A 22,997-nucleotide genomic window follows, 5' to 3' on the forward strand; every position below is an offset into this window, starting at 1 on the left:
ATTGATCGCCGATTTTAAGGACATAATGAGGTGAATATTTAAAATTATTCAGCTTCGACAGCCGCTATTTTTTCCCCTTTAGTATTAATATAATAAAAGTCTTCCCCAGCCTCATCTTCCGATACGATGGCCACGCCATCTGAAAAGGCAATTGCAGTTGTGAATTTGAAAGGGATAGTTGTTTTACCCTTATCGTCAATAAAACCATATTTTCCGTTTTTCATAGCCAAGAACGTTGTTCCTTCATCTGGTAAAGCCATATAATCATATCCGCCTGCGATTTTCTTATTATCGTGAATGCTGTATAATGCATAGTATTGACCTTGAGTTGAAATAAAGTAATGCTGATTTCGTCCCATAATGTATTCATGCACCGCAGGAATGACTACTTGCTCTTTTTCATTAATATACCCACTTTTATTATTTTTTGTAAACTGGATAAGACCATGTTCAGGAAAATTAATCATATCATAATTAGCCTTAATTAATACTTTGCCATTTTCATCCAATATACCATACTTATCATGTTGACCGTAAATGAATTTACGGTCATTTTCTGAATAGGTTAAAAAGTCATATCGTAGAGGAATAACCTCTTGCCCCCTTAAATTGATCGCACCAAATTTGTCAGAAGCTGTATTTACAACAGATATATCACCAACATATGGTGCTATAAATGCATATTTTGGTTGGACAAGGATTGTTCCGTTTAGATCACGTACTCCATATCGTTCACCTGTTTCATCAGTAAAGAGGAAACGGTCATCAGCTATCTGCGTATAACCAAATCCTTCTGCAGAATCGACCTCCATTTGAGTATAATTTTCTGGAATTTCGAAGAGTTCTTGAGGTAATTCTTCAGGTTCAATTTTTGTAGCAACGTAACCATTCCCAGAAACGGTTATGGATAATGGTGCTCCAGGTAAAATATCCAAAAAATTAAACTCTGACCAAGATAAATTAGGAATTTGTTCGGTATAGTAAACATCCAATTTGATTTCTTCGTTAGTATCTTCATTAGTACCCAGATTTAAAACGGCAAGTTGACAGGTATAACCGGCTATTTTTTTATCCTGGTCTATTATATATTCAATATCAATTTGGGTATTATCCTTTTTATCTCCGTCATTAAGCATTAAATATTCTTGTGTTTGAGGAATTAATATAAAAGATCTATAATTTTTTTTATCTGTGATTTCGATCTGACTTTCATCATGCGTATAGGATATGCGCATAAAATCCTGATTTACCCAAGCTTTTAATTGCGTATCACTTATTCCGTCATCTCCAGAGATCTCCGTATTTATTCCGTAATCAATACGAAAAACCTTTTTGGACTGCGCTAAAGCTGACCAGCTAGTTAAACATACGATCATCCATGTCAGTGTTAATCTTTTCATGATATTATTAAAGTTTGATCACAAAGGTGATTAATGAGTCTTATTTTTTTTATCCCTGATAACAGCCATATTGGATATTGCTGTCTTAGCATTTATTTTACTTCTTCTTATTTTTTGTTTTTTATCAAACTATTTAGGGACGATATTTAAGATAAGCTATCAGTTCGCAGGCACTCCATCTTATGAAATATTTATTAATTTAAGCTAGTGAATTATTAGATTATTTGGGTATAAAGACCTGTTTTGTAACGATTAAATAATAAATTGTAAACAATAGCTCCATACAGTTTGTTGAAAGCATATACAGTTGTATGCGATCCAAAGATGTTCCATATTATGCAAGTCTATTTATTAATTTGTTCCATGTTATTCTTTTTCCAGCCTTGCTCAAATCAAGTACAACGGATTTCAGAGGAAGAGTCGGCGCTCCGAGATATAGTGTTTATGCGCACTGAAGGATTGTTGATGACACAAATGCTGGAGAAAAAGTCCAAGAACAAACATATATTGAAGATGTGTAAACAAGTAAAAGTATATTATATACAGACTCAACCCCAGCTGTTGGCAGTCACGCAAGGAAAGGATCTCAAATTGGATGAAAGTCAATTTGCAACTATCGCCAAAGAAGTAGCGAAAAAGTTTGAAAATTATAATATCAATCGTGAAGACAAGTGGATCGACATGTATAAACATCATATCCACAATAGTATTCGCGTATATAGTTTGTTTTTGAAAAGAAGAGAATGGTTAAGTGTTACCTATTTCTCTTTTGAAGCATTACCAGAATTGATCAATTTGGAATTAGAATTTAATAAGTTGGAAATCAAATAACAAGATTTTAGAAATTGATATGCTATTTTGATCATTTTACACCTATATTTAGTTCATATTTGGAATAAAATGAAAATTCTTTCTGCAGGGCAAATTGCTCAAATTGATGCCATAACTTGTGACGAACAGCATGTAACGAGTTCAGATTTGATGGATCGGGCAGCTCACGCTGTTTTTTTAGAATTAAAGAAGCAGTACCATAACATGGCCAATCAACATTTTACTATTATCTGTGGGAAAGGAAATAATGGCGGCGATGGACTTGTGTTAGCACGCATCTTGGATGATAATTTAGCAGAGATTAAGATTTATTTATTAAAGTCAGCAGATTATGCCAGTAATAATCTGATCAATCAAAAAAAGATTTCTGATAAAAGGATTCAATTTTTTACTGAAACAGATGATTTAACTTTTCCTAAGGATACCATTGTGTTAGATTGTCTTTTTGGGTCTGGCTTGCGTGAAGAATTAAATGAAAAATGGAACCATATCTGCAACCAGATCAATCAAGCTGATGTCGTGGTATATGCCATTGATATGCCTTCTGGATTAGTGGCTGATCATCCTACATCTCTTAAAGCCCCAGTTATTCACGCAGATTTAGTGTATACTTTTCAGGTTCCGAAACTCAGTTTGTTAATGCCACAAAATCAATGTTTTTATAATGACTTTCAAGTGCTGGATATTCAATTGAGTACACACGCTATTGAGCTTACAGACTCGATTATGAACTATGTCACAGAAGATATCATTTGGTCATTCTACAAAAAAAGAAAAAGGTTTGAGCATAAAGGCAATTTCGGGCATATCCTGATCATAGGTGGTAGCAAAGGGAAGATGGGAGCGGTTCAGTTTGCTTTAAAGGCCGCATTGCGTAGTGGATGTGGTTTGGCCACAGCTTATACACCATCAAACGGGAATACCATTATACAAACGGCTGTCCCCGAAGCGATGTTGTTGTTGGACGATCAAAGTAGCTATATCACCAATATACCAGAACTATCGTCTTATCAAGCAATAGGAATTGGAGTAGGTTTGGGGACTGCAGTAGAAACGGTTAAAGCATTTTCAAAATTTTTAAAAAGTATCAGTGATCAACCTATAGTAGTTGATGCTGATGCCTTGAATATATTAGCAACCAATTCTGAATGGTGGAGTGCCATACCGCCAAATAGTATTTTGACCCCACATCCAAAAGAATTGAGCAGGATCATTGGGACTTGGACTGATGATTGGGATAAATTAGAAAAAGTGAAAAAATTTGCACATCAGTATCAATTGAATATTTTGGTCAAAGGTGCAAATAGTGCTATGGTCATGGCAGATGGAACGATTTTTTTTAATAGTACAGGAAATGTGGGTATGGCTACCGGTGGAAGCGGTGATGTTTTAACGGGTATATTAACCGCATTACTAGGTCAAGGCTATTCACCAAAGCAGGCATTAATATTGGGTGTTTACATACATGGTAGAGCAGCAGATATAGCCGTACCAACTATTGGAAAGTATAGCCTCTTGCCATCTGATATCATATCCTTTTTACCTCATGCGTTTCTTGAGATAGAAAAGAATGCATCGTTAATATCTAGGTAAATATCAGGATTAACAGCAGCTATTTAAGCCGTTTTTAGTGACAAAATATAATGCAAGAATTTCCGCTAAACCAATACGATTGTCCAACCAATATATTCGCCCATCCCTGAGCTGGTACACAGTAAAATGGATAATTTTTACGATCTCTCGAATATAAGGTTATTTTTAATAAAATAAGCTTGCATATACGGCGATGATACCAGCAAGTTGATATATTCAGGATAGTGATTATTATGAGTAATTCTATTAAGAATAGATGCTTCCAAAATTGCTTATTTTAAATATTAATGATATATTAGAAAACAATAAATAGAACCTATCAAGGGGCTATAAGTATGAATATACCGTAAAATTAACTATTATTGAAAATGAAGATTTATAAAACTTTTATTCCCGTATGTGCAGCACTCATTCTATCTTCCTGTTCTTCTAACTACTTAATGACTGTTAATAGTGTCAATATTAAAAAAGATCAAGATCGTAGCACGTTTCTATATTCAAATGATACCGTAGCTGTTCATTACTCTTTTGCAGGTAAAAACGGCGAGATTTACGTTAAAGTAGAAAATAAATCAAATAATCCAATCGTTTGGGATTTAAAAAACTCAGCTTTGGTGATTAATGGTAAAGCAAATAGCTATGCTGATGGTCGTATCAATATGAAAGGACAAGTGAATCAAATGAGTACTTTTAATGATGATTATACGTATGGATATTTTAAGGGAACAGCAACACTCCCTAAAGATGTATTATTGATACCTCCACATGCTTATGTTGACGGAAGTTATTTTGATTTGCGAAAGGATATTAAAGAATTAGTATCAATAGCTAAAAAACAAAAGGCAACGCGATATGGGATGAATGGAAATCAATATCAGGTGAAAGAAGCTAAATTTAATGAAGATAACTCTCCGTATATATTAAGAAGCTTTTTGAGTTATTCCATTTTGAACAATAATGAAATGGTATTAAAGACGACAGAACAAAAATTTTATGCCCAAACATTGTTTCAAACAGGAGCTATGTCTTTAAATAATGTGTTCGAATATTATACCGAGAAAGGAGACATGATGGCTTATCGAAAAATAAAAGGTGAAAATGCACTATTGCTTGGCGGTGTTGCGGTATTAGGTGCAGCAGCCGTAGCGCTTGATGATAAAGAAGTTAAATAAGTTATCATCGATTGTAAGAGAATACCCTATCGAGATAGATAGGGTTTTTTATGTTTTTTTTAGCTATAAAAGCGATTACTGACATACAGTTGTCAACCCCCCACTTATTTTTGTGCCCAACAGAAATATCTTTATTAAACATAAACACGGCATCACATTTTGAGATCATATGCTCAAAGAATGTCACCTAGACCATAGACAAAATTTTAGTAACAACAGTATGATTAAATTTAAGTACACCATTCTATATGTGTCCGATGTGACACGATCAATTCAATTTTATGAACAAGTATTTGGCTTTGTTAGAAAATTTATTACCCCAGAAAATGATTATGGTGAACTCACTACAGGGGAGACTACGATTTCATTTGCATCACATAAACTTGCTAATACAAACTTGACGGCAGGATATACAGCAAGTTCGCGTTTAGACAAACCCTTCGGGATAGAATTAGGTATCGTAACCGAAAATGTGGAAGATCTAGTGGACAAAGTATGGGAGTTTAATGGCGTTATTGTTGAGCAGCCCACCGTTAAGCCATGGGGACAAACAGTTTCTTATGTACGAGATCTGGATGGTTTCTTGATTGAAATTTGTAGCCCCATGCATGAATAAAAGAATCACGAGATGAAAATTAATCTCTTCATTCATGTAAAAAATGACTTCATGAACGAGTTTTTCTTCTTTGATCTAAGACAGTCATCCTTCAATTAGTATTTTTTAAATAGCGCATTTATACATTTTTTTTTATAGTTTTAGCGATTTAGTATATTAAATTAAGAAATGGCGTTAACAAACTTGTCAGCACGAGTCGCTCTTGGAATAGATATCGGCGGAACCAACACTAAATTTGGAGTGGTAAATCATCGTGGGGAAGTTCTTGAAAAAGGATCCTTAAAAACAGATGAATATGAGAAAGTAGAAGATTTTATCGATGCATTATATCATCAAATCTCTCCTTTAATTGAGAAATATGGAGCAGATAAAAATTTTGATGGTATTGGAGTAGGGGTACCTAATGGTAATTATTATACCGGCACTGTTGAACAAGCTCCTAATTTGCCTTGGAAAGGGGTGATACCTTTTGCCGAAATGATGCAAGATAAATTTAACATGGACTGTACCATTACCAATGATGCAAATGCGGCAGCCCTTGGAGAAATGCTTTTCGGAGCAGCTCGTGGTATGAAAGATTTCATCATGATTACTTTAGGTACTGGAGTAGGGAGCGGAATTGTTGCCAATGGAAATGTTATCTATGGACACGATGGCTTTGCGGGAGAATTAGGGCATTCCATCGTAAAACCCGGAGGTAGAAAACACTGGAGCACAGGTTCAGAAGGAAGTTTAGAAGCTTATGCTTCAGCAACAGGTATTGCAATTACGGCAAAGAAAATGCGTGCTGAATTTCCGAGCTCGATGTTAAATCAATATCCTGAAGAGGCTATCAATTCCAAAACCGTTTATGAATGTGCTATAAAAGGTGATCCAATTGCGATTGAAGTTTTTAGATACACAGGGCAAAAACTGGGTGAAGCATTAGCAAATTTTGTAATGTTTTCATCACCAGAAGCGATTTTGCTATTTGGAGGAGTAATCAAGGCAGGAGATTTTATTTTAAAACCCGCTAAACTTCATATGGAAAGAAATCTTTTACCCATATTCAGGGACAAGGTAAGATTAGTTTTTAGTGAGCTACCAGAGGCTGATGCAGCTATTTTAGGTGCAAGCGCTTTAGTTTGGGAGCAATAGCATTCTGTTACCATTCATTTCTAATAAGCATCTAGAGCTGATAAAATAAGACTTAGCAGATGGTTGGTATCAATAAATCTGGTAAGTCTTATTTGTTAACTTTTTTTATCGATGATACGATCCAATTGTTTTCAATTAGTGACCTTCAATACGGTTGACGTTTCTGAAAGTAAGGTTTATCCGAGGTAAAATATTTTTAGCGGTTTTAGGTACTTGGTGTTGCCAGCAACTATTAGTTGTTCCTGCCATCAGGAGAAAAGATCCATGGTGCAAGGGGATTTCCACTTGTTTTACGGCCTTCAAAAATCGATGGCGAAGGCGAAATAGACGAGTTTCTCCAAAACTGACCGAAGCGATTACAGGATTGGGACCTGACTGATCAATATGATCACTGTGCCATGCTACACCATCTTTTCCGTCACGATACAGATTAAGTAAGACCGCATTAAAGCTTAATCCGGTTTCTTTTTCCACACGTTTCCGGATGGCCAATAGTTCAGGAGTCCAGTCAGGACCATTTAGATTAGCACCACTATTATTTTTATTTTCATACCACGCAATCATACGTGGTGCTTTCACCGTTTTGTCAAAGATTTCCATCTCATATTCACGCCATGTTGTATCCCTCAATAGCGTATTATAATAATAATCAGATTCTTCTTTTGTAAAGAAAGAATCGATCAGCATCAGATCGGTATCCGGGAGATCAAATCGGACTTTCCCCGCATTTCCCGTAGCAAATATTTCCGTATCATCAAATAAAGTCATCATCGTATCTTATGTTTATCAATTCAAGGTGCAATAATGCGATTAATCATGTCCCAAAATAATGAATCAAAAATACTAATTTTATTAGTTTGTTGAAACTATAAATGTTAGTGTTTTTTTTAGAAAAAATAGATGGCAGGAAATTTCCCATTGATAAACATTGAAATGATCCCTTACACAACCGTGATTGAACCTATTCTGATCAATTATATATTTCCCTTCAAATTAAAATCGAATTAGCTTAGCCGTTCCACTTCCTAAAAAAAATACTTATGTTTACTCCACAGAACACAACTAAACGAATGAAACGAACCATTTTACTCACCTTACTTTCTATATCCACTTTTACGCAAGGAGCTTTTGCACAGCAGGACTCCATTATGTTGGATAAGATCTATCATGAATCATTTTATAATGGGCAGGCCTATGACAATCTGCACCATTTGACAAAAAAAATCGGTCATCGTATAGCAGGATCACCACGGGCGGATAAGGCAGTAGCTTGGTCGAAAAGCATTATGGAAGAGCTTCCTTTTGACCGCGTGTATCTTCAAGATGTGAAAGTTCCATATTGGGATCGCGGGCCTCAAGAAAAAGCTTACCTTGTTGGTTCTAACGAACCTTTGAGTGTATTGGCTTTAGGAGGATCTGTTTCCACCCCAGCTAAAGGCTTGGTCGCAGAGGTGATTGAAGTAGAACTGTTAAGTGATTTAAAGAAATATGGAGATCAGGTACGCGGGAAAATTGTTTTCATCAACAAACCCTGGGATGAGTCCATCGTAGAGACAGGTGTAGCATATGGTCTCAATTCAAGTCAAAGAAGCCGAGGTCCAGCAGAAGCGGCTAAGTTGGGTGCGGTAGCCTATCTATTTCGCTCACTGTCTTCCTCTAAGACCGATGATTATCCACATACAGGAGGCACAGGTTATGTAAAAGGTATTGATAGTATACCCGCGATGGCGATATCAGCAACATCAGCTATTAAGCTGAGTAATGCGTTGAAAGCAAATCTGCATACAAAAGTCTACTTAGAGCAGCATGCAGCATGGAAAGGAATAGTACATACGCATAATGTCATTGCAGAATGGAAAGGGCAGCAATCTCCAGATAAGATCATCACGATTGGTGGACACATCGATTCTTGGGATGTAGGCGAAGGAGCTCATGATAATGGTACGGGAACTATGGGGACTTTAGATGCTATTCGTACGCTGATGGCACTTGGATATCAACCAAAGCACACCATCCGCTTGGTCTTTTATATGAACGAAGAAAATGGTGTTCATGGTGCATCAGCTTATGGGCAGATCGCAAAAGATAAACAAGAACAGATTATTGCCGCGATTGAAAGTGATGCCGGAGGATTTGCACCTCGAGGTTTTGATATCAAAGCCTCAGCCGATCGAGTTGCTTGGATACAGCAACACTGGAAGCCCTTGTTCGACCAGAAGTTCTGGGTCTCACGATTTCTACAAGGAAGTCCAGGAGTAGATTCTGGAGTCTGGGGCAAGCATTTTCCGAATACCGTGATGTTCAATTTTAGACCAGACCCACACCGTTATTTTGATCTGCACCATACCGCAAAAGATGTTTTTGAAGCGGTAGATAAGCGCGAGTTACAATCTGGCGTAGCAGCTATTGCCTCACTATTGTATTTGGTTGATCAACAAATTGATCAATTATAGTACTTAAAACAGCATAAATAAACTAGAGCCATGCATACATGGGCTCTAGTTAAATCGTTTGATGCAAAGCAATTCCATTCCTTCGTTATCTTCAAAATGATCCCAGCTAGGCTAGTCATAGAGTTATTTGAAATAGAAATCGTAGCTATATCTTATTATAAGAACGCAGACATGTCTCATAAGCATTTACTAATTCTTGAGCTACTAATTTAGGATCCTGATGGTGAATTCCATGGCTGTATCGCGGCAATAAGACCAACTTACTAGAACGATTGTTTTTGATCATTTCTGCATAGTGTTTTATTCTCAAATCATCCAATTGTTTCCACCAAGGGATTAGGTTAATACCTAATTTAAGGTTTTCGTTCATCGTTGTTTCATATTGCTCTATATGCTTATGATAGGAAATCATTACCGTTACCGGAATATCAATAAGAGGGGGTAAGGATGTGTAATTTTTAAAAAAATCTGGCGTACTCTCTTGGAGCTCCCGCTGTACTTCATATCGAAAACCTTTTGTCGTTGAAGGGTCTTTTAATATGTTCTTGAAATTAATGGTCAATAACTCTCGGTATCCTGTTTTGCTTGCGGTGCTGGACTTTACCTGGTCATCTTCTTCTTTTGTTAGCATAAAGTCTGTCGGGTCAATGAAAAATAAACCACAAACTTCATCGGGATATTGTGCTGCATACAAGCGGATAAACGGTCCCCCAATAGAATGTCCAACGAGTAAGTATGGAGGACTTATAGTTAAGGTCGATAATAAATCGTGAAGCCTTTTTACAACTTCAATATCTGTACGGACTAAACTATCGATCTCAGACTCTCCAATTCCGTTTCTATCGTACACGATACCTGCAAAACCATGTTCAATAAAAGGAAATAAACTCCCGTAACTGCCGCCACCAGAACCAAGACCGCTTTCAAACACGACAATGGGTTCATTTATTTTTCTATTTTCAATTCCAAATGTTTTGTAAGCCATTTTTTTATTGTTGATGGATACAAACTTTCTTTCAGAAATCTGAGAATAGACCAACGATACGGAAAAAGTGATCGTCAATATAAAGGTGATGAATAATTTCATGGACTGATATTTTAAATAAAAATGGATGTACAATAATGGCTATATGCTTTGATTATAAACTTATAGTGGATTAAACGGCTACATGTAAAAATTTAATAGCGCTCAGTATGAACATTGTTCACATACGCGTTCACTAATATCAATATTTGTTGTTTTTTTAGTTAGCGCTATTCGGTGTATCATACTATTTGAACGGTAAGTGTACTGATTATTCACGTGAATGGCGAAGGCTCTTACTCTCCATATCCTATTTTTAAGAATATGATTGCGTTTAAACATAAAAATATAAAATCAAGCATTTGAACAATAAAATTCCAATGGCCTATGCGATCACTGTTAAAAAGGAAATTTTTAAATGAAGACAATTTATACGACTTTATACAACTACTGTATAGGATACCAATTGGATCTTAAAATGGGGTTTAGTATCAGGTAAAATAGTAGATCTTTTTTAGAGAGTCAGGTCCAGTATAGAATAGATATGCTAATGACTATGTTGGAAAAAATGATCTGAATGGAATATAGAGGTCATCAGTAGAATAGAAAGTATACGATATATAAATAACTGGTCAAACCAAAAATAGAGGTTCTCTTTTTTAAATATTATAGTCAAAAACTGGAACAATTGCGGCGTGCTATTTGTTTTGCATCTAGATAGTTAATTAAGTATATTTAAATGTTAACAAAACTTGTACATATGAGCATAAATAACGCTAAATCACAAAAAACAATAGTTATAAACGAAAAAAGTTATAACTATTGTTCGCTAAAAGATCTTCCCCAAGGTTCAGTGTCCCATCTACCATTCAGTATCCGTATCCTACTTGAAAACGTATTGCGTAATTATGATGGTTTCAGCATTACCGATGAGCATATTGATACACTCATAAATTGGAATCCAGAGCCATTTGACAAAGATATTCCTTTTAAACCCGCACGGATCTTGATGCAAGATTTCACAGGAGTCCCTGCTGTAGTTGATATGGCGTCCCTTCGTGCAGAATATGTTCGTCATGGAAAAGATGGTCAAAAGATCAATCCTGCAATTCCAGTAGATTTAGTGATAGACCATTCAGTACAGGTAGATTATTATGGAACGGATTATGCTTACGACAAAAATGTAGAACTAGAATATCAACGTAATAAAGAGCGTTACGAATTACTCAAATGGGCACAGCATGGTTTGAAAAACTTTACGGTAGTCCCTCCTGGAATGGGAATTTGTCACCAAGTAAATCTGGAATATTTAGCTAAAGGTATTATAGAACGTGAAGGCTGGTTATTTCCCGATACTTTGGTGGGTACCGATTCGCATACGCCCATGGTCAACGGTATGGGTGTAGTGGGTTGGGGTGCAGGAGGTATCGAGGCCGAAGCCGCTATGTTGGGGCAACCGATCTTCTTTACCTGTCCTGAAGTAATTGGCTTAAAATTGACGGGAAAAATACCTGAGCTTTGTACAGCCACTGATATGGTCTTGTCCATTACTAAGGTGCTTCGAGATAAAGGTGTTGTGGGAAAGTTTGTTGAACTTTTTGGAGATGGATTGGATCACTTGACGGTTACAGATCGAGCAACTATTGCCAATATGTCGCCAGAATTTGGCTGTACGATTACTTATTTCCCAATTGACGATCGTACTCTGGAGTATATGTATACAACGAATCGGACACCTGAACAAATTAAGATTGTGGAAACGTATTGCAAAGAAAATCTACTATGGAGAACAGGTCATGAAGAAATTAATTTTTCTTCTATAGTGGAGTTTGATCTATCCACTTTAGAGCCAACTGTTTCTGGACCAAAGCGCCCGCAGGACAAAGTTTTGGCAAAAGATTTAGGCCATCAATTTTCAAGTTTGCTGCAGCAAGAATATCAACGTAATTATAGCTTGCCGAATGAAAGAAAAGAATCGGCTTGGCTTGCAGATGGAGGGTCAGGGACAGAATTTACTTTTGGTAAAGTTCCCAAGAACAGTGAATCAGAATTAGAGGTTGTGAAAGATGCGATACAGTCCGTCCGCATCAAATATAAAAATCAAGAATTTGTATTAAGCGATGGAAGCATTGTGATAGCAGCGATCACGAGCTGTACCAATACGTCTAACCCTGCGGTCATGATTGGTGCGGGATTATTGGCACGCAACGCTATAGAAAAGGGCTTGAGAACAAAATCATGGGTCAAAACTTCTTTAGCACCCGGCTCTAAAGTTGTTACCCAATATCTGAACCGATCAGGATTAAATACGGACCTGGAAGCATTACGTTTTCACACTGTAGGTTATGGGTGCACCTCTTGTATTGGTAATTCGGGGCCTTTACCGCCACATATTGCCGAAGCTGTAGACAAAGGAGATCTAGTAGTGGCATCGGTATTATCGGGGAATAGAAATTTTGAAGCAAGAGTACATCCGCAGGTGAAAATGAATTTTCTGATGTCTCCTATGCTTGTCGTGGCTTATGCTTTGGTAGGTCGGGTAGATGTCGATCTGATAAACGAGCCACTGTCATATGATCCGAATGGTCGTCCCGTTTATTTGAAAGATATATGGCCAAGTCGCGAAGAAATAGTAAAAACAGTCAACGACTGTGTTAAACAGGGGGATTTTCAGGAAGTATATGATGTCATATTTGACGGTTCAGAAGATTGGCAAAATCTAGAGGTAAGCTTAGATGAACGCTTTGAATGGAATAAAGAGTCAACTTATATCAAAGAAGCTCCATTTTTTGAAAATCTGGAGGCGACCCCAGATCCCATCACGGATATTACCCATGCTCGTGTCTTATTATACTTGGGTGATTCAGTCACGACGGATCATATATCACCGGCAGGTTCCTTCCGTGAAAATAGTGCTGCTGGACAATACTTATCCTCCCATGGAGTAGAAACCGCTGATTTTAATTCTTATGGTTCCCGTCGTGGAAATCATGAGGTCATGATGCGAGGTACTTTTGCCAATGTACGTATCAAAAATAAGATCGTAGAGAAAGAAGGTGGTTTCAGCGTGTACTTTCCAACAGGAGAGGTAAAAACAGTGTATGAAACTGCTATGGAGTATAAAAAGACAGATACTGCGCTTATTGTATTGGCTGGGAAAGAATATGGATCAGGTTCGTCACGCGATTGGGCTGCCAAAGGCGCTTATTTATTAGGTATCAAAGCGGTCATCGCAGAAAGTTTTGAACGGATCCATCGCAGTAACTTGGTCGGTATGGGGGTAGCACCTTTAGTATTTACTAATGGACAAAATGCCGAAATTTTAGAACTAGACGGAACTGAAATTTTTGATATTATTGGACTTGCTGATCAGTTGACTCCGCACAAATTGTTGGATGTAAAAGCAACTCATCCTACTGGAAAAATAACGGAATTTAAAGTTCAGGCTCGGATGGATTCAGCTATAGAAATCGAATATTATAAAAATAATGGCATTTTACAATATGTGTTAAGAGATTATTTAAAAAACAGTTAATAGGTGGATTTGAAATCTGTATAAACAATACGTACGTGTTGCATGAAAAATCAAAAAGTCACGTCAAACGATGTGGCTTTTTGATTTTTATACTTCAATAACTCGCAATTTATTGGATATTGCCCTCTTATTATCGTTTAATTACAATATCGAGTAGCTGCTGCGGTTCATGAATAATATAATCTGCTCCATGTAGTCTCAATTCTTCTTCATCCCGAAATCCCCATGTTACACCGATTGCACTTACTCCAGCATTATGCGCGGTATCCATATCGACAGATGAATCACCTACATAGCAGCAGTCACTTGGCTGCAAGTTCAGCATGCGGAGCGTTTCGAATACAATATCGGCATCAGGTTTGGGCGGATGTCCAGTTCTATGTCCCAGTAGAACATCAAAAGAAACCTCCGGAAAATATTTTTCAACCAACGGAATGACAGCTTCATGATATTTGTTGGATGCAATTGAAATCAAATAGCCAGATGATTGAAGTGTTTGCAATAAGGGAATAATACCAGTATAGGGTTTGGTACAACTTTCAGTTTGCTCTTCATAGCGTTTCTTAAATGCAATAAGTAATCGTGTTATGGTATCCTCAGTTCTAGCCTCTGTAGGTAATGCGCGTTCAATGAGCATGCGAACCCCATTTCCTACAAATTTTTTATAAGATTCTAAGGGGTGCTTAGGATATCCAAATTGGTCAAGTATGGTATTGCAGCTCTCTCCTAAATCTTGGAGAGTGTCTAACAATGTGCCATCTAAATCAAATATTATTAGCTTCATGGGCTAAATTTAAAAAAACAACACTATATAGTCAGCAAAATTTCTTTTATAAATGACTATTTAGACTTTAAAATACGATCTAGGACTGGAAAGTTGTGATGATGGTGTGAAGGAAAAAATGGATGTCTTCAGATTAGCTCCCATAATTTTAAGATGTGCTTCATTTTTTCTTAAGGAAGTATTGGATGAAAATAGATGCTGCGCTTATATCAAGGAGATATTGATTCAGGATAGGGGAGAACGCTATATGTAGAGATGGGTTTGGGAAGTAACTATAGTTTTTAATAAAGATGCTAAGATTGTTTTAAGATCACAGCATCTTTATTAAACCTTAATTCAGGTAAGTGTTTTTGAATGCACTTCCCTAAAAAGGATTATCTATTTCAATTGATATGCTGCAACACTTTTCTTGAAGAAAGTTGGTACATAAATAATCTTTTTAACAGGGTCATATCCGATATCTGCTGTGTTTTTCTTCTCGGCAGTACTATCCAGTAGTAATTCATATTTTCCATTAGCATGAACATAATAAATATAGCCCGCCCAGCATGAATAGACGAAGTCACCATTGCCGATCGGTTCTATGCCATCACCGCCACATGGTAGATCGGCTATTGTTGTCAATTCCTTCTTTTCATTAGCCTGTAGCAATTGCTTATTGCCACCAGCGATATACAAATCTTTACCGATAGCTTTTAAACCATTGACGCCATCAATATTTTCAAGATAAACAACATCTTTATTATTAATGATTTGATGGATCTTTTTTGTCCTCGAATCCGAAACATAGACAACGCCTTTGTCACTTACAGTGATGTCATTTAAAAATATAGACCCTGCAATTGGGATTTTACGAACGATTTTACTAGAAGGGATATCAATGACAACGACATCCGTTATATCTGCCGCATAAAGGGTGTTTCCATATTTGGCAAGTCCTTTAGGAGAATTGAGCCCGTGGATCCAATCTAGATCTATAATTTTGCCATTCAGGTCTAATTTACCAATACCACCAATACCATCTTTCTCATCCGCACTATTTCCCATGATGGATACATATAGAATACCTGCTTTGGTATCTGGTAAAACAGATTCGGGCATATTGATAATAGAATCCGTTTCCCAGATTTTCTCCAACTTATGCTGTGCCTTGACAGTAATACCCAGTAGTATGGCGAGAGATAGCGTCATTATTTTTTTCATAATTGCTTCATGCTTAAAGAGGTTCAAACTTTGAAAATAAGCAAAATTTGGCAGATTATAAAGGTTCAGATGATTTTTAATCAGTTTTAGGTAGGCAGCAAAGTATATTCCTATATTACTTTAGGGTTTAGATGTTGGTTTTAAAATGAATTTGATGATTCTGTAATTGATTTAAATGTTCTCATACAAGCATGACTACTTAACAAAAATGATAAGAAGACTTCAAACGTGCTAGTTACCAGGTAGCTGTTTGCTCCAAAAGCTGAACGATAGCCGAATATCCCTTGTTGCGAGCATGTTGTATCGGAGTGATTTTCTCATGGTCGGCAATATGGATGTTACATCCCGCATCGATCAGTGTCCGAACAATATTACTATATTTTTGACTTCCATCACCCAAAATTACAGCCTCCATCAAAGCGGTCCAACCCAGTCGATTAACATGATCAATCGGGAACCCTTCTGTATTGGCTAACACGTGTACGACCTCCAGATGTCCACGCTCGCAGGCAGGAATAAGAGCTGTACCATGATACCTGTTGAATACATCAACGAGCTCCATGCAATAAATAGAGTTTCACCAGTTCGAGATTTCCTGTCGCTCCTGCATATAGAAATGGACTGTCTTTGATATGATCTTGTTGATTGACATCTGCCTGATAGGATAGCAGCAACTTGGCCATATCAAGGGCATTATTTTGTGTTGCAATTAAAAGTAAAGATTTGCCATCTTGATCTGCTATATGAACAGAAGAGCCGTTCTTTAACGCTTCTTCAACTAGAGCTAATTGATTCTTTTGCACAGCTTCAATCAATTTTTTTGAGATGAGGTATCACCATTCATATCGGTATCAGTATGACAAGAGTTTAGAAATAATAATGAAAAAAATACAATAAGATGTTGCATAAGTACGGGTATAAAAGGTAATAAAGTAATAAAGAATATCAACCTTATAAGCAAAGTTAGTATATAAACGGCATTTGAATAGGTACGATTTATATAGAAACTTGTATATATTATCTCATTTAAGCTAATAATTATAGTAAATAAAAGCTAATATGTTTAGTTTAATTGTTTATCTTTGGATATTCAATATGGATAGACACCCAAGAAAACTGGTTGCTCCCCATTTTATACTGTAACCCATTAGATTCTTTAGGATCATATGATAGAATAGATTTGACGACAATATAAAATACTGTTCAGAAAAAGAATTTCATTTTTTATGAATTTAATCCCTAGGTTCATAGGAGATGAATGCTTGAAATAATCGTAGATTTTTTCATAAAAATTGCCCTCTGTAGTGATACTTAGGGCTTTTTCTTTCAAGTTTAAAATAGTAATGTGATGCAGTCAAAAATGATATTTTTTAATGACAATTATTATCTTCGTATCAACAATAGAATAACGCGATGCTGTACAATCCATTTGAACCATTAATTCGACATACTTGGCAAGATTTTCTTGAGAAAGGTTATCGTGACTTTGTGCTGCAGCGGTTGGAGTGGCCAGATATTAGCAAAGGACAAGGCTTTCTACTATCACCATATTCAACTCCGGAGCAAGCACATCTACATGCAGCAGAACTTGGAGCTAAAGAAGGTAAAGCTGTACAAATACCTGTAGATTTGAACAAGATACAACAATTATTAGAGGTCAATTCTGGCTATCGTGTTTTCATCAATCGTTTTTATGAAGAGCATTGGGATAAACGCATGTTGCGGGTATATCAGGATAGAATTATTAATTATTTGCGTAGCAATACCAATTTCAAACGAGAAGATCCAATTGATATTTTGTTTACTCTGGAACATGGACGTGTATGGGCTCTCATCTCAGATGGGAAAACTAAAAAGAAAGTCAAGGCTATAGACCTGATCAGTTAACATGAATCTATCAGATCGATACATGAAACAAATAAATACTTCAAGTGTTTAATATTAAATTATTTAACTTCTTCTATTTTAATAAATACTATGTGTTGGGACATATCACTTCATACTAATCTTGAGATTGTGAAAAAAGCTTTTCCTACTTTAAGGGACGAACGTAAGCAACTTGAGTATGATTATCGGAACTTTGAAAATGTGCAGGCAATCACCTTTCCAGCATATCCCATTATTTGTAAAGATCAAGAAAACGAGAAAATCGATCTCATAGAGATGGAATGGGGTATATTGCCCACCTATATTCAAGACCCTAAAGAGCAAGGCGAACGTCGTCGTAACATGATCAATGTACGTAGCGAACGTGTCTTTGCCGATCGTAATTCGTACTGGCACCGTTTGAAAGACCAACGCTGTCTTATACCCGTGTCAGGTACATTTGAACACCGTAAGATCCATGATAAGAAAAAGAAAATACCATATTATATTGGACAAAAAGCAAGAGAATTTTTTTTTATCCCAGGGATATACCAATGGCATGAAATAATTACGCAGGATGGTGAGATTCATAAAGTAGGTAGCTTTGGTATGTTGACCCGTGAGGCAAATACTGTGATGGGACATATACACAACGATGGACCCAATAAAAAAAGGATGCCGCTATTTCTCACACCAGAACTTGAACAACAATGGCTACAGGCAAAAGATGATAAAAGCTTACTGGACATCTTCAACTATGAAATAGCAGACCAAGCACTAGAATATTATCCTGTTTACACACTACGAGGCTACCCCAATAGACCAGACGGCAAGCATCGATATGAACCCTATCCATGGGCAGATGTACCACCTCTAGGGCAGGATGGACCGATGCAGCAAAGTTTATTTTGATTCTTATTAATAAGATGATATGCACTTTGAGCCTTTGACCCGATCGCTACTTCTAGAGTTGCGGCATCGTGGATATAATATGTTGACCGCCAAGTCTACTGAGACTGATCACAATCCGACCTGGTATCCGCTTTCAGTTCCCGATATCTCAGATTACCTATTGAAGTTGGATTATAATTTAAGTATAGACGAACTACAACAACCTCAGATTTTGGTCATTGAAGATGCTTTGATGCATATCAACGATGACCAGTTAGAAGGTGAAGTGTTTATCGAAGATAATTATCATCAAGGTTTACAGGAAAAGATTCAACAATATGACAAACATTATCAATTCAGTTCTAATCCACAACAATATAATTTTTCATTCGATCCTCAGCGTATACTTATTCGCAATCATGCCTTACACTGTGGAGACCATATTTTGTATTTGAAGTATCTAGCTTTACATTATCCGCAGCATGTTATCGACGAGATGTGCGATTTAGAAGATGTTACCCGATCGTTGTTATGTCTCGATACCAAACAGGCACAAGAGTGGTTTATGACCAATAATATAGCTGTCATGCAATCTGATATCTGGATCTGTGACGAAGATGCAATATTAAAAATAGTAGCGACTCAAGAAGACGACCATATCTGGAGCTTCACGGATGACAACGAAGAGCTAATGAATAATTTAATGGTCCCGAAAGATATTCTTTCCTTGAGAGATATCTTTTGGATTGATCCCAGAATGAAGTGAATATTTTAATCTGGGATAGATGATAGGCTTTTAAAGCAAATTTATTGACAAATTTCAACATATCCATGATTGGGAAGTAGCAGAAGATATGAAAAACGAATGTAAATAGCGTATAAATCCATATTATCTTTAATTACAGATAAACCTGATAATAATTGAAAAGTAAATTTAATAAAACATTCGATTGATCAGTTTGACCCGATAAGATTCTGGTAAACTTCAGTAGCTGTTATTATGAATACTTGACAGAATTTAAAAGATGTTTTGTAAATTGTGGACACTATTTATACAATATGCGTAGAAAAACTCAAATGATCACCGCGATGATGTTATTCTCAACGACGGTTGCCGTAAGTCAAATGAAAGTTCGTGAAGAACTGCCTGAAAAATATAAATGGGATCTGTCCCATCTCTATGCTACAGATGAAACTTGGAAAGAAGAAAAGGAACGTTTACAACAAAAAATGCAGAAAGTAGCTTCTTATAGAGGCAAACTTACGCAGTCCGCTAGCGCACTTTTAGAAGCACTTCAGTTGAGTACCTCACTCATAAAGGAAATGGCTAAGTTATCATCCTATGCTTCGATGAAATCTGATCAAGATACCCGCGTGACAAAATATGCTGGTATGAATCAAGAGTTACAACAGCTTTTTTCAGAATATGGCGCATTGACATCGTATATGGAACCTGAATTATTGACTCTCAAAGAAGATCAGCTCAATGCTTTTTTTGCAAAAGAAAAAGCATTGAGTACCTATAAGTTTTACCTCACTGATCTACTTCGTAAGCGTGCGCACAGAGGCTCAGAAGAAGTTGAAAAAGTATTAGCATACTCTTCTTTAATGTCTGGCAATGCTGCCAATATCTACAGTACCTTTATGAATGCAGAGTTTCCATATCCAGATGTTGAATTGAACGGCGAATCTGTCAAACTCAATGCTGCCAATTTTGCTTTGTATAGAGCGAGCGAAAATAGAGTGATTAGGAGCAAAGTATTTGATGCTTATTTTTCCAAATTGAATGAATTTCAACGTACCCTGGGTGCACAACTCTATGGAAATATCAATGCAGCATTGTTTGCTACAAAAGCCCGCAATTATGAAAGTACATTAAAAATGGCGTTGGATGGTGGTAACATTCCAACCGCTGTTTTTCATAATCTCATCAAAAATGTAAATGGCAATTTAGAAACGTTTCACCGCTATTTAAATCTACGAAAACGCATGATGGGAGTAGATACCTTGCATTATTATGATTTGTATGCACCTCTTGTGGCTAAAGTTGATTTATCCTATACAGTAGAAGAGGCCGAAGAAAATATTTTAAAATCCTTAAAACCTTTGGGTACTGATTATATAAACGTGTCAAAAAAAGCATTCGGCGAAAGATGGATTGACATGTATCCAAACGAAGGAAAAAGATCAGGAGCATACTCCAATGGTTCGGCATACGATGTACATCCCTATATTCTCATGAATTATAATGGAAAGTACAATGACATGTCTACCCTTACCCATGAATTGGGGCATACCATGCATAGTTATTTAACCAATAAGAAGCAACATTACGCCAATTCAGATTATTCGATTTTTGTTGCAGAAGTAGCATCGACTTTAAATGAGGAGTTATTGAACGATTATATGCTGAAACAGATCAAAGACGATGAAACCCGACTTGCGATTTTAGGAAATTATCTAGAAGGAGCCAAAGGAACCTTATTTCGTCAGACTCAGTTTGCCGAATTCGAATATATGATCCATGAAAAAGTCGGCAAAGGCGAAGCACTCACAGGTGAAGATTTTGACAAGATATATTTAGATCTGACTAAACGATATTATGGTCATGATAAAAATATTTGTATAGTTGATGATAATGTGAAATCTGAATGGTCTTATATTCCACATTTTTATTACAATTTTTACGTTTACCAGTATGCGACATCTTTCACCGCATCTACAGCACTCTCCGAGAAGGTGTTACGAGGTACGGATGCTGATCGTCAGAAGTACCTCAATTTCCTCGCTTCAGGAAGTACCAAATACCCTGTAGACCTTCTTGTTGATGCCGGTGTCGATATGAATACATCTGAACCTTTTGATTTGACAATTGCGAAAATCAATAAAGTCATGGCAGAGATGGAAACCATTTTAACCAGATTGGGCAAGTAAAACCTACGGTTATATACATCCAAAATAAAAGCCGTAGTCATACGGTTTTTATTTTGGATGTATCAGAATATCGATGTTATAAAACCACTTTATCTTGAGGCTGATCTTTTCAGCCATATATAAATTATAATTTTATAATTCCCTTTTCAATCATTTCTAGCATTACTGGTGAAGCATTTTTAAATGTGGGCATTTGTTCAGTAAGGCTTCCTGCATTTTTTTTATTGACTTTAAACGTTAAATCCATTTCCGTAGTAAAAAGTAAAGCCGTTGTAAAAGGGTTTTTAATATAAGAGCTTAAAACTGTAAAAGCTTCATCAACAGAGTGGAAGTGCTCGATTTCTTCTGTTTTGTATTTTAAAGTTAAAGCAAAGTTATATTCTCCGGTCTCTAAAAGATGAAGTCGCACATAAATATTTTTAAGTTCAGTATCACCCATTGTTTTGGCCAAAGTAAGTTTTGCAAAAGTCCCTTGGTTGATACTTGATATTATTTGGTCATAAAATTCAACAAAAATAGTCTGATATGGCATTTTAATATAGTTTGAACTGCAAAATTACACTAAGTAGTTGATAAATACCTTCTTTTTTTACAAAAAGAGAATTATACAATCTATTTAGATACAAGTTTTCCAATTGACATTAGGTAATAAGACTAAAGGACATGCTATCTTTTCTACAGTATTCTAATACATTAATTATAAAATTCTCAAATATCGAGTTGGCACTTCTTCTGTGAGCCATACCCCATTTTCTGATAGATAGAAAGTATATCCTTCCTGTGCCATCTGTTGAGCTAAGACCGTTATTATAACCGGTTTTCCGTGTCTTTGCCCAACTTTTAAAGCAATTTCCTTTTCTTTACTGAGATGCACGTGTTGACGATTAAGTTTCTTAATACCGGTTTCCAGAATTGAATGGACAAATTGTTGAGCTGTACCATGATAAAGCACCAAAGGTGGAGTTTGAGCTTCTAATCCAAGATCAATAGGTATAGAATGACCTTGATTTGCTCTAATCTTCTGAAAGGAAGAGTCAAAAATAAACCTCTTTTTAGGATTTGTATCAACAATCTGTTTTAGGGTGTTAAAATCCAATTCATTATTGTGCTTATTTATTTTTTCAATCAGGTCTGTTGTATCTGCCCAGCCCTGTTCATCCAATGTGATACCTATTGCCTCAGGCCGGTGACGAAGAACTAAACTTAAAAATTTGCTTATATGTTTATATTTGTTAGTCATTTTTTATAAATTCTTAGTATTTTAAAATTGATTGGCTTTATCTTTTTAAAGGGAAGCGGATATTATTTGGAGTATGATTACTGTTGGGTAAATTGATCCCCGACTTCGTACTTTCAAATGAATTTTCTTTTTTTTAGAGCACGAGCAAATATCCAAGCAGCCATAGACAATAAGTTGAGTGAAGTAATAATAGCAAATGACATCATTATTGATGTTTTTGTCTTTTAAAAATATAGTTTTTTAAAGAAATTGAATCGAAAATAAAAAGATATTTTCGATTTCTTATACATAAAATATAGCTAGTATTTGAAAACTGAT

20 protein-coding genes are annotated in these 22,997 nt (G+C 36.2%); 11 read left to right on the forward strand and 9 right to left on the reverse strand.

The features are described from left to right. Positions 1-44 precede the first annotated feature (44 nt). Positions 45-1,400: a WG repeat-containing protein gene (locus C8N37_RS18370; protein ID WP_108160267.1), complete on the reverse strand. Its 1,356-nt coding sequence runs from the start codon at positions 1,398-1,400 to the stop codon at positions 45-47. Between the two features lie 363 nt (positions 1,401-1,763). On the opposite strand from C8N37_RS18370, the gene C8N37_RS18375 reads away from it, so the two are divergent. From C8N37_RS18375 to C8N37_RS18395, 5 genes are all read left to right on the forward strand, one after another. Beyond that, on the forward strand, positions 1,764-2,231 hold the full coding sequence (locus tag C8N37_RS18375; RefSeq protein WP_108160268.1) for a hypothetical protein: 468 nt from the start codon (positions 1,764-1,766) through the stop codon (positions 2,229-2,231). Between the two features lie 69 nt (positions 2,232-2,300). Beyond that, a complete protein-coding gene (locus C8N37_RS18380) occupies positions 2,301-3,824 on the forward strand; it encodes an NAD(P)H-hydrate dehydratase (protein WP_108160269.1) in 1,524 nt (507 codons plus the stop codon). A gap of 368 nt (positions 3,825-4,192) precedes the next feature. After that, positions 4,193-4,996, forward strand: coding sequence for a hypothetical protein (locus C8N37_RS18385; RefSeq protein ID WP_108160270.1), 804 nt, complete (start codon positions 4,193-4,195; stop codon positions 4,994-4,996). Positions 4,997-5,216: 220 nt separating this feature from the next. Continuing rightward, positions 5,217-5,612 carry a VOC family protein gene (locus C8N37_RS18390; protein WP_108160382.1) on the forward strand — a complete coding sequence of 132 codons (396 nt, stop codon included), beginning with the start codon at positions 5,217-5,219 and terminating at the stop codon, positions 5,610-5,612. 168 nt (positions 5,613-5,780) lie between these two features. Continuing rightward, entirely contained in the window at positions 5,781-6,749 is a 969-nt protein-coding gene (locus C8N37_RS18395; RefSeq protein WP_108160271.1) for an ROK family protein, read from the forward strand. 135 nt (positions 6,750-6,884) lie between these two features. Here C8N37_RS18395 and C8N37_RS18400 read toward each other — a convergent pair whose 3' ends face one another. Next, positions 6,885-7,520, reverse strand: a complete 636-nt coding sequence (locus C8N37_RS18400) for an alpha-ketoglutarate-dependent dioxygenase AlkB family protein (protein ID WP_211322301.1) — start codon at positions 7,518-7,520, stop codon at positions 6,885-6,887. A gap of 299 nt (positions 7,521-7,819) precedes the next feature. Here C8N37_RS18400 and C8N37_RS18405 point away from each other — a divergent pair, with 299 nt between their 5' ends. Then, on the forward strand, positions 7,820-9,202 hold the full coding sequence (locus tag C8N37_RS18405) for a M20/M25/M40 family metallo-hydrolase (protein ID WP_170114563.1): 1,383 nt from the start codon (positions 7,820-7,822) through the stop codon (positions 9,200-9,202). Positions 9,203-9,347: 145 nt separating this feature from the next. Here C8N37_RS18405 and C8N37_RS18410 read toward each other — a convergent pair whose 3' ends face one another. Beyond that, positions 9,348-10,289: an alpha/beta fold hydrolase gene (locus C8N37_RS18410; protein ID WP_108160273.1), complete on the reverse strand. Its 942-nt coding sequence runs from the start codon at positions 10,287-10,289 to the stop codon at positions 9,348-9,350. A gap of 697 nt (positions 10,290-10,986) precedes the next feature. On the opposite strand from C8N37_RS18410, the gene acnA reads away from it, so the two are divergent. Further along, the gene (gene acnA / locus C8N37_RS18415) at positions 10,987-13,761 is read left to right on the forward strand and encodes an aconitate hydratase (protein ID WP_108160384.1); all 2,775 of its coding nucleotides are present in this window, start codon (positions 10,987-10,989) and stop codon (positions 13,759-13,761) included. Between the two features lie 130 nt (positions 13,762-13,891). On the opposite strand, the gene C8N37_RS18420 is transcribed toward acnA, so the two are convergent. The 4 genes from C8N37_RS18420 to C8N37_RS23125 all read right to left on the reverse strand — a co-directional run bounded on the left by C8N37_RS18420 (position 13,892) and on the right by C8N37_RS23125 (position 16,551). Next, positions 13,892-14,545, reverse strand: coding sequence for an HAD family hydrolase (locus C8N37_RS18420; protein WP_108160274.1), 654 nt, complete (start codon positions 14,543-14,545; stop codon positions 13,892-13,894). 378 nt (positions 14,546-14,923) lie between these two features. Next, the gene (locus C8N37_RS18425; RefSeq protein ID WP_108160275.1) at positions 14,924-15,748 is read right to left on the reverse strand and encodes an NHL repeat-containing protein; all 825 of its coding nucleotides are present in this window, start codon (positions 15,746-15,748) and stop codon (positions 14,924-14,926) included. 235 nt (positions 15,749-15,983) lie between these two features. Then, positions 15,984-16,310: an ankyrin repeat domain-containing protein gene (locus C8N37_RS23120; protein WP_244914472.1), complete on the reverse strand. Its 327-nt coding sequence runs from the start codon at positions 16,308-16,310 to the stop codon at positions 15,984-15,986. After that, positions 16,297-16,551, reverse strand: a complete 255-nt coding sequence (locus tag C8N37_RS23125; protein WP_244914473.1) for an ankyrin repeat domain-containing protein — start codon at positions 16,549-16,551, stop codon at positions 16,297-16,299. The genes C8N37_RS23120 and C8N37_RS23125 overlap by 14 nt, the downstream gene beginning before the upstream one ends. 610 nt (positions 16,552-17,161) lie before the next feature. Between C8N37_RS23125 and C8N37_RS18435 the strand changes: the two genes are divergently transcribed. From C8N37_RS18435 to pepF, 4 genes are all read left to right on the forward strand, one after another. Beyond that, positions 17,162-17,635 carry a hypothetical protein gene (locus C8N37_RS18435; protein WP_108160276.1) on the forward strand — a complete coding sequence of 158 codons (474 nt, stop codon included), beginning with the start codon at positions 17,162-17,164 and terminating at the stop codon, positions 17,633-17,635. A gap of 90 nt (positions 17,636-17,725) precedes the next feature. Next, complete coding sequence (locus tag C8N37_RS18440) at positions 17,726-18,526, forward strand: SOS response-associated peptidase (RefSeq protein WP_108160277.1); 801 nt, start codon at positions 17,726-17,728, stop codon at positions 18,524-18,526. A 19-nt stretch (positions 18,527-18,545) separates the two neighbouring features. Then, on the forward strand, positions 18,546-19,271 hold the full coding sequence (locus C8N37_RS18445; protein ID WP_108160278.1) for a hypothetical protein: 726 nt from the start codon (positions 18,546-18,548) through the stop codon (positions 19,269-19,271). Between the two features lie 293 nt (positions 19,272-19,564). After that, entirely contained in the window at positions 19,565-21,439 is a 1,875-nt protein-coding gene (pepF, locus tag C8N37_RS18450) for an oligoendopeptidase F (protein ID WP_108160279.1), read from the forward strand. A gap of 124 nt (positions 21,440-21,563) precedes the next feature. Here the strand turns inward: pepF and C8N37_RS18455 are convergent, their stop codons facing one another. Further along, a complete protein-coding gene (locus C8N37_RS18455; RefSeq protein ID WP_108160280.1) occupies positions 21,564-21,971 on the reverse strand; it encodes a hypothetical protein in 408 nt (135 codons plus the stop codon). A gap of 165 nt (positions 21,972-22,136) precedes the next feature. Beyond that, positions 22,137-22,679 (reverse strand): RNA 2'-phosphotransferase, encoded by a 543-nt coding sequence (locus tag C8N37_RS18460; protein ID WP_108160281.1) that lies wholly within the window; start codon positions 22,677-22,679, stop codon positions 22,137-22,139. Between the last annotated feature and the right edge of the window lie 318 nt (positions 22,680-22,997).

The sequence above is a fragment of the Sphingobacterium faecium genome (genome assembly GCF_003054045.1).
Lineage (GTDB): Bacteria > Bacteroidota > Bacteroidia > Sphingobacteriales > Sphingobacteriaceae > Sphingobacterium > Sphingobacterium faecium.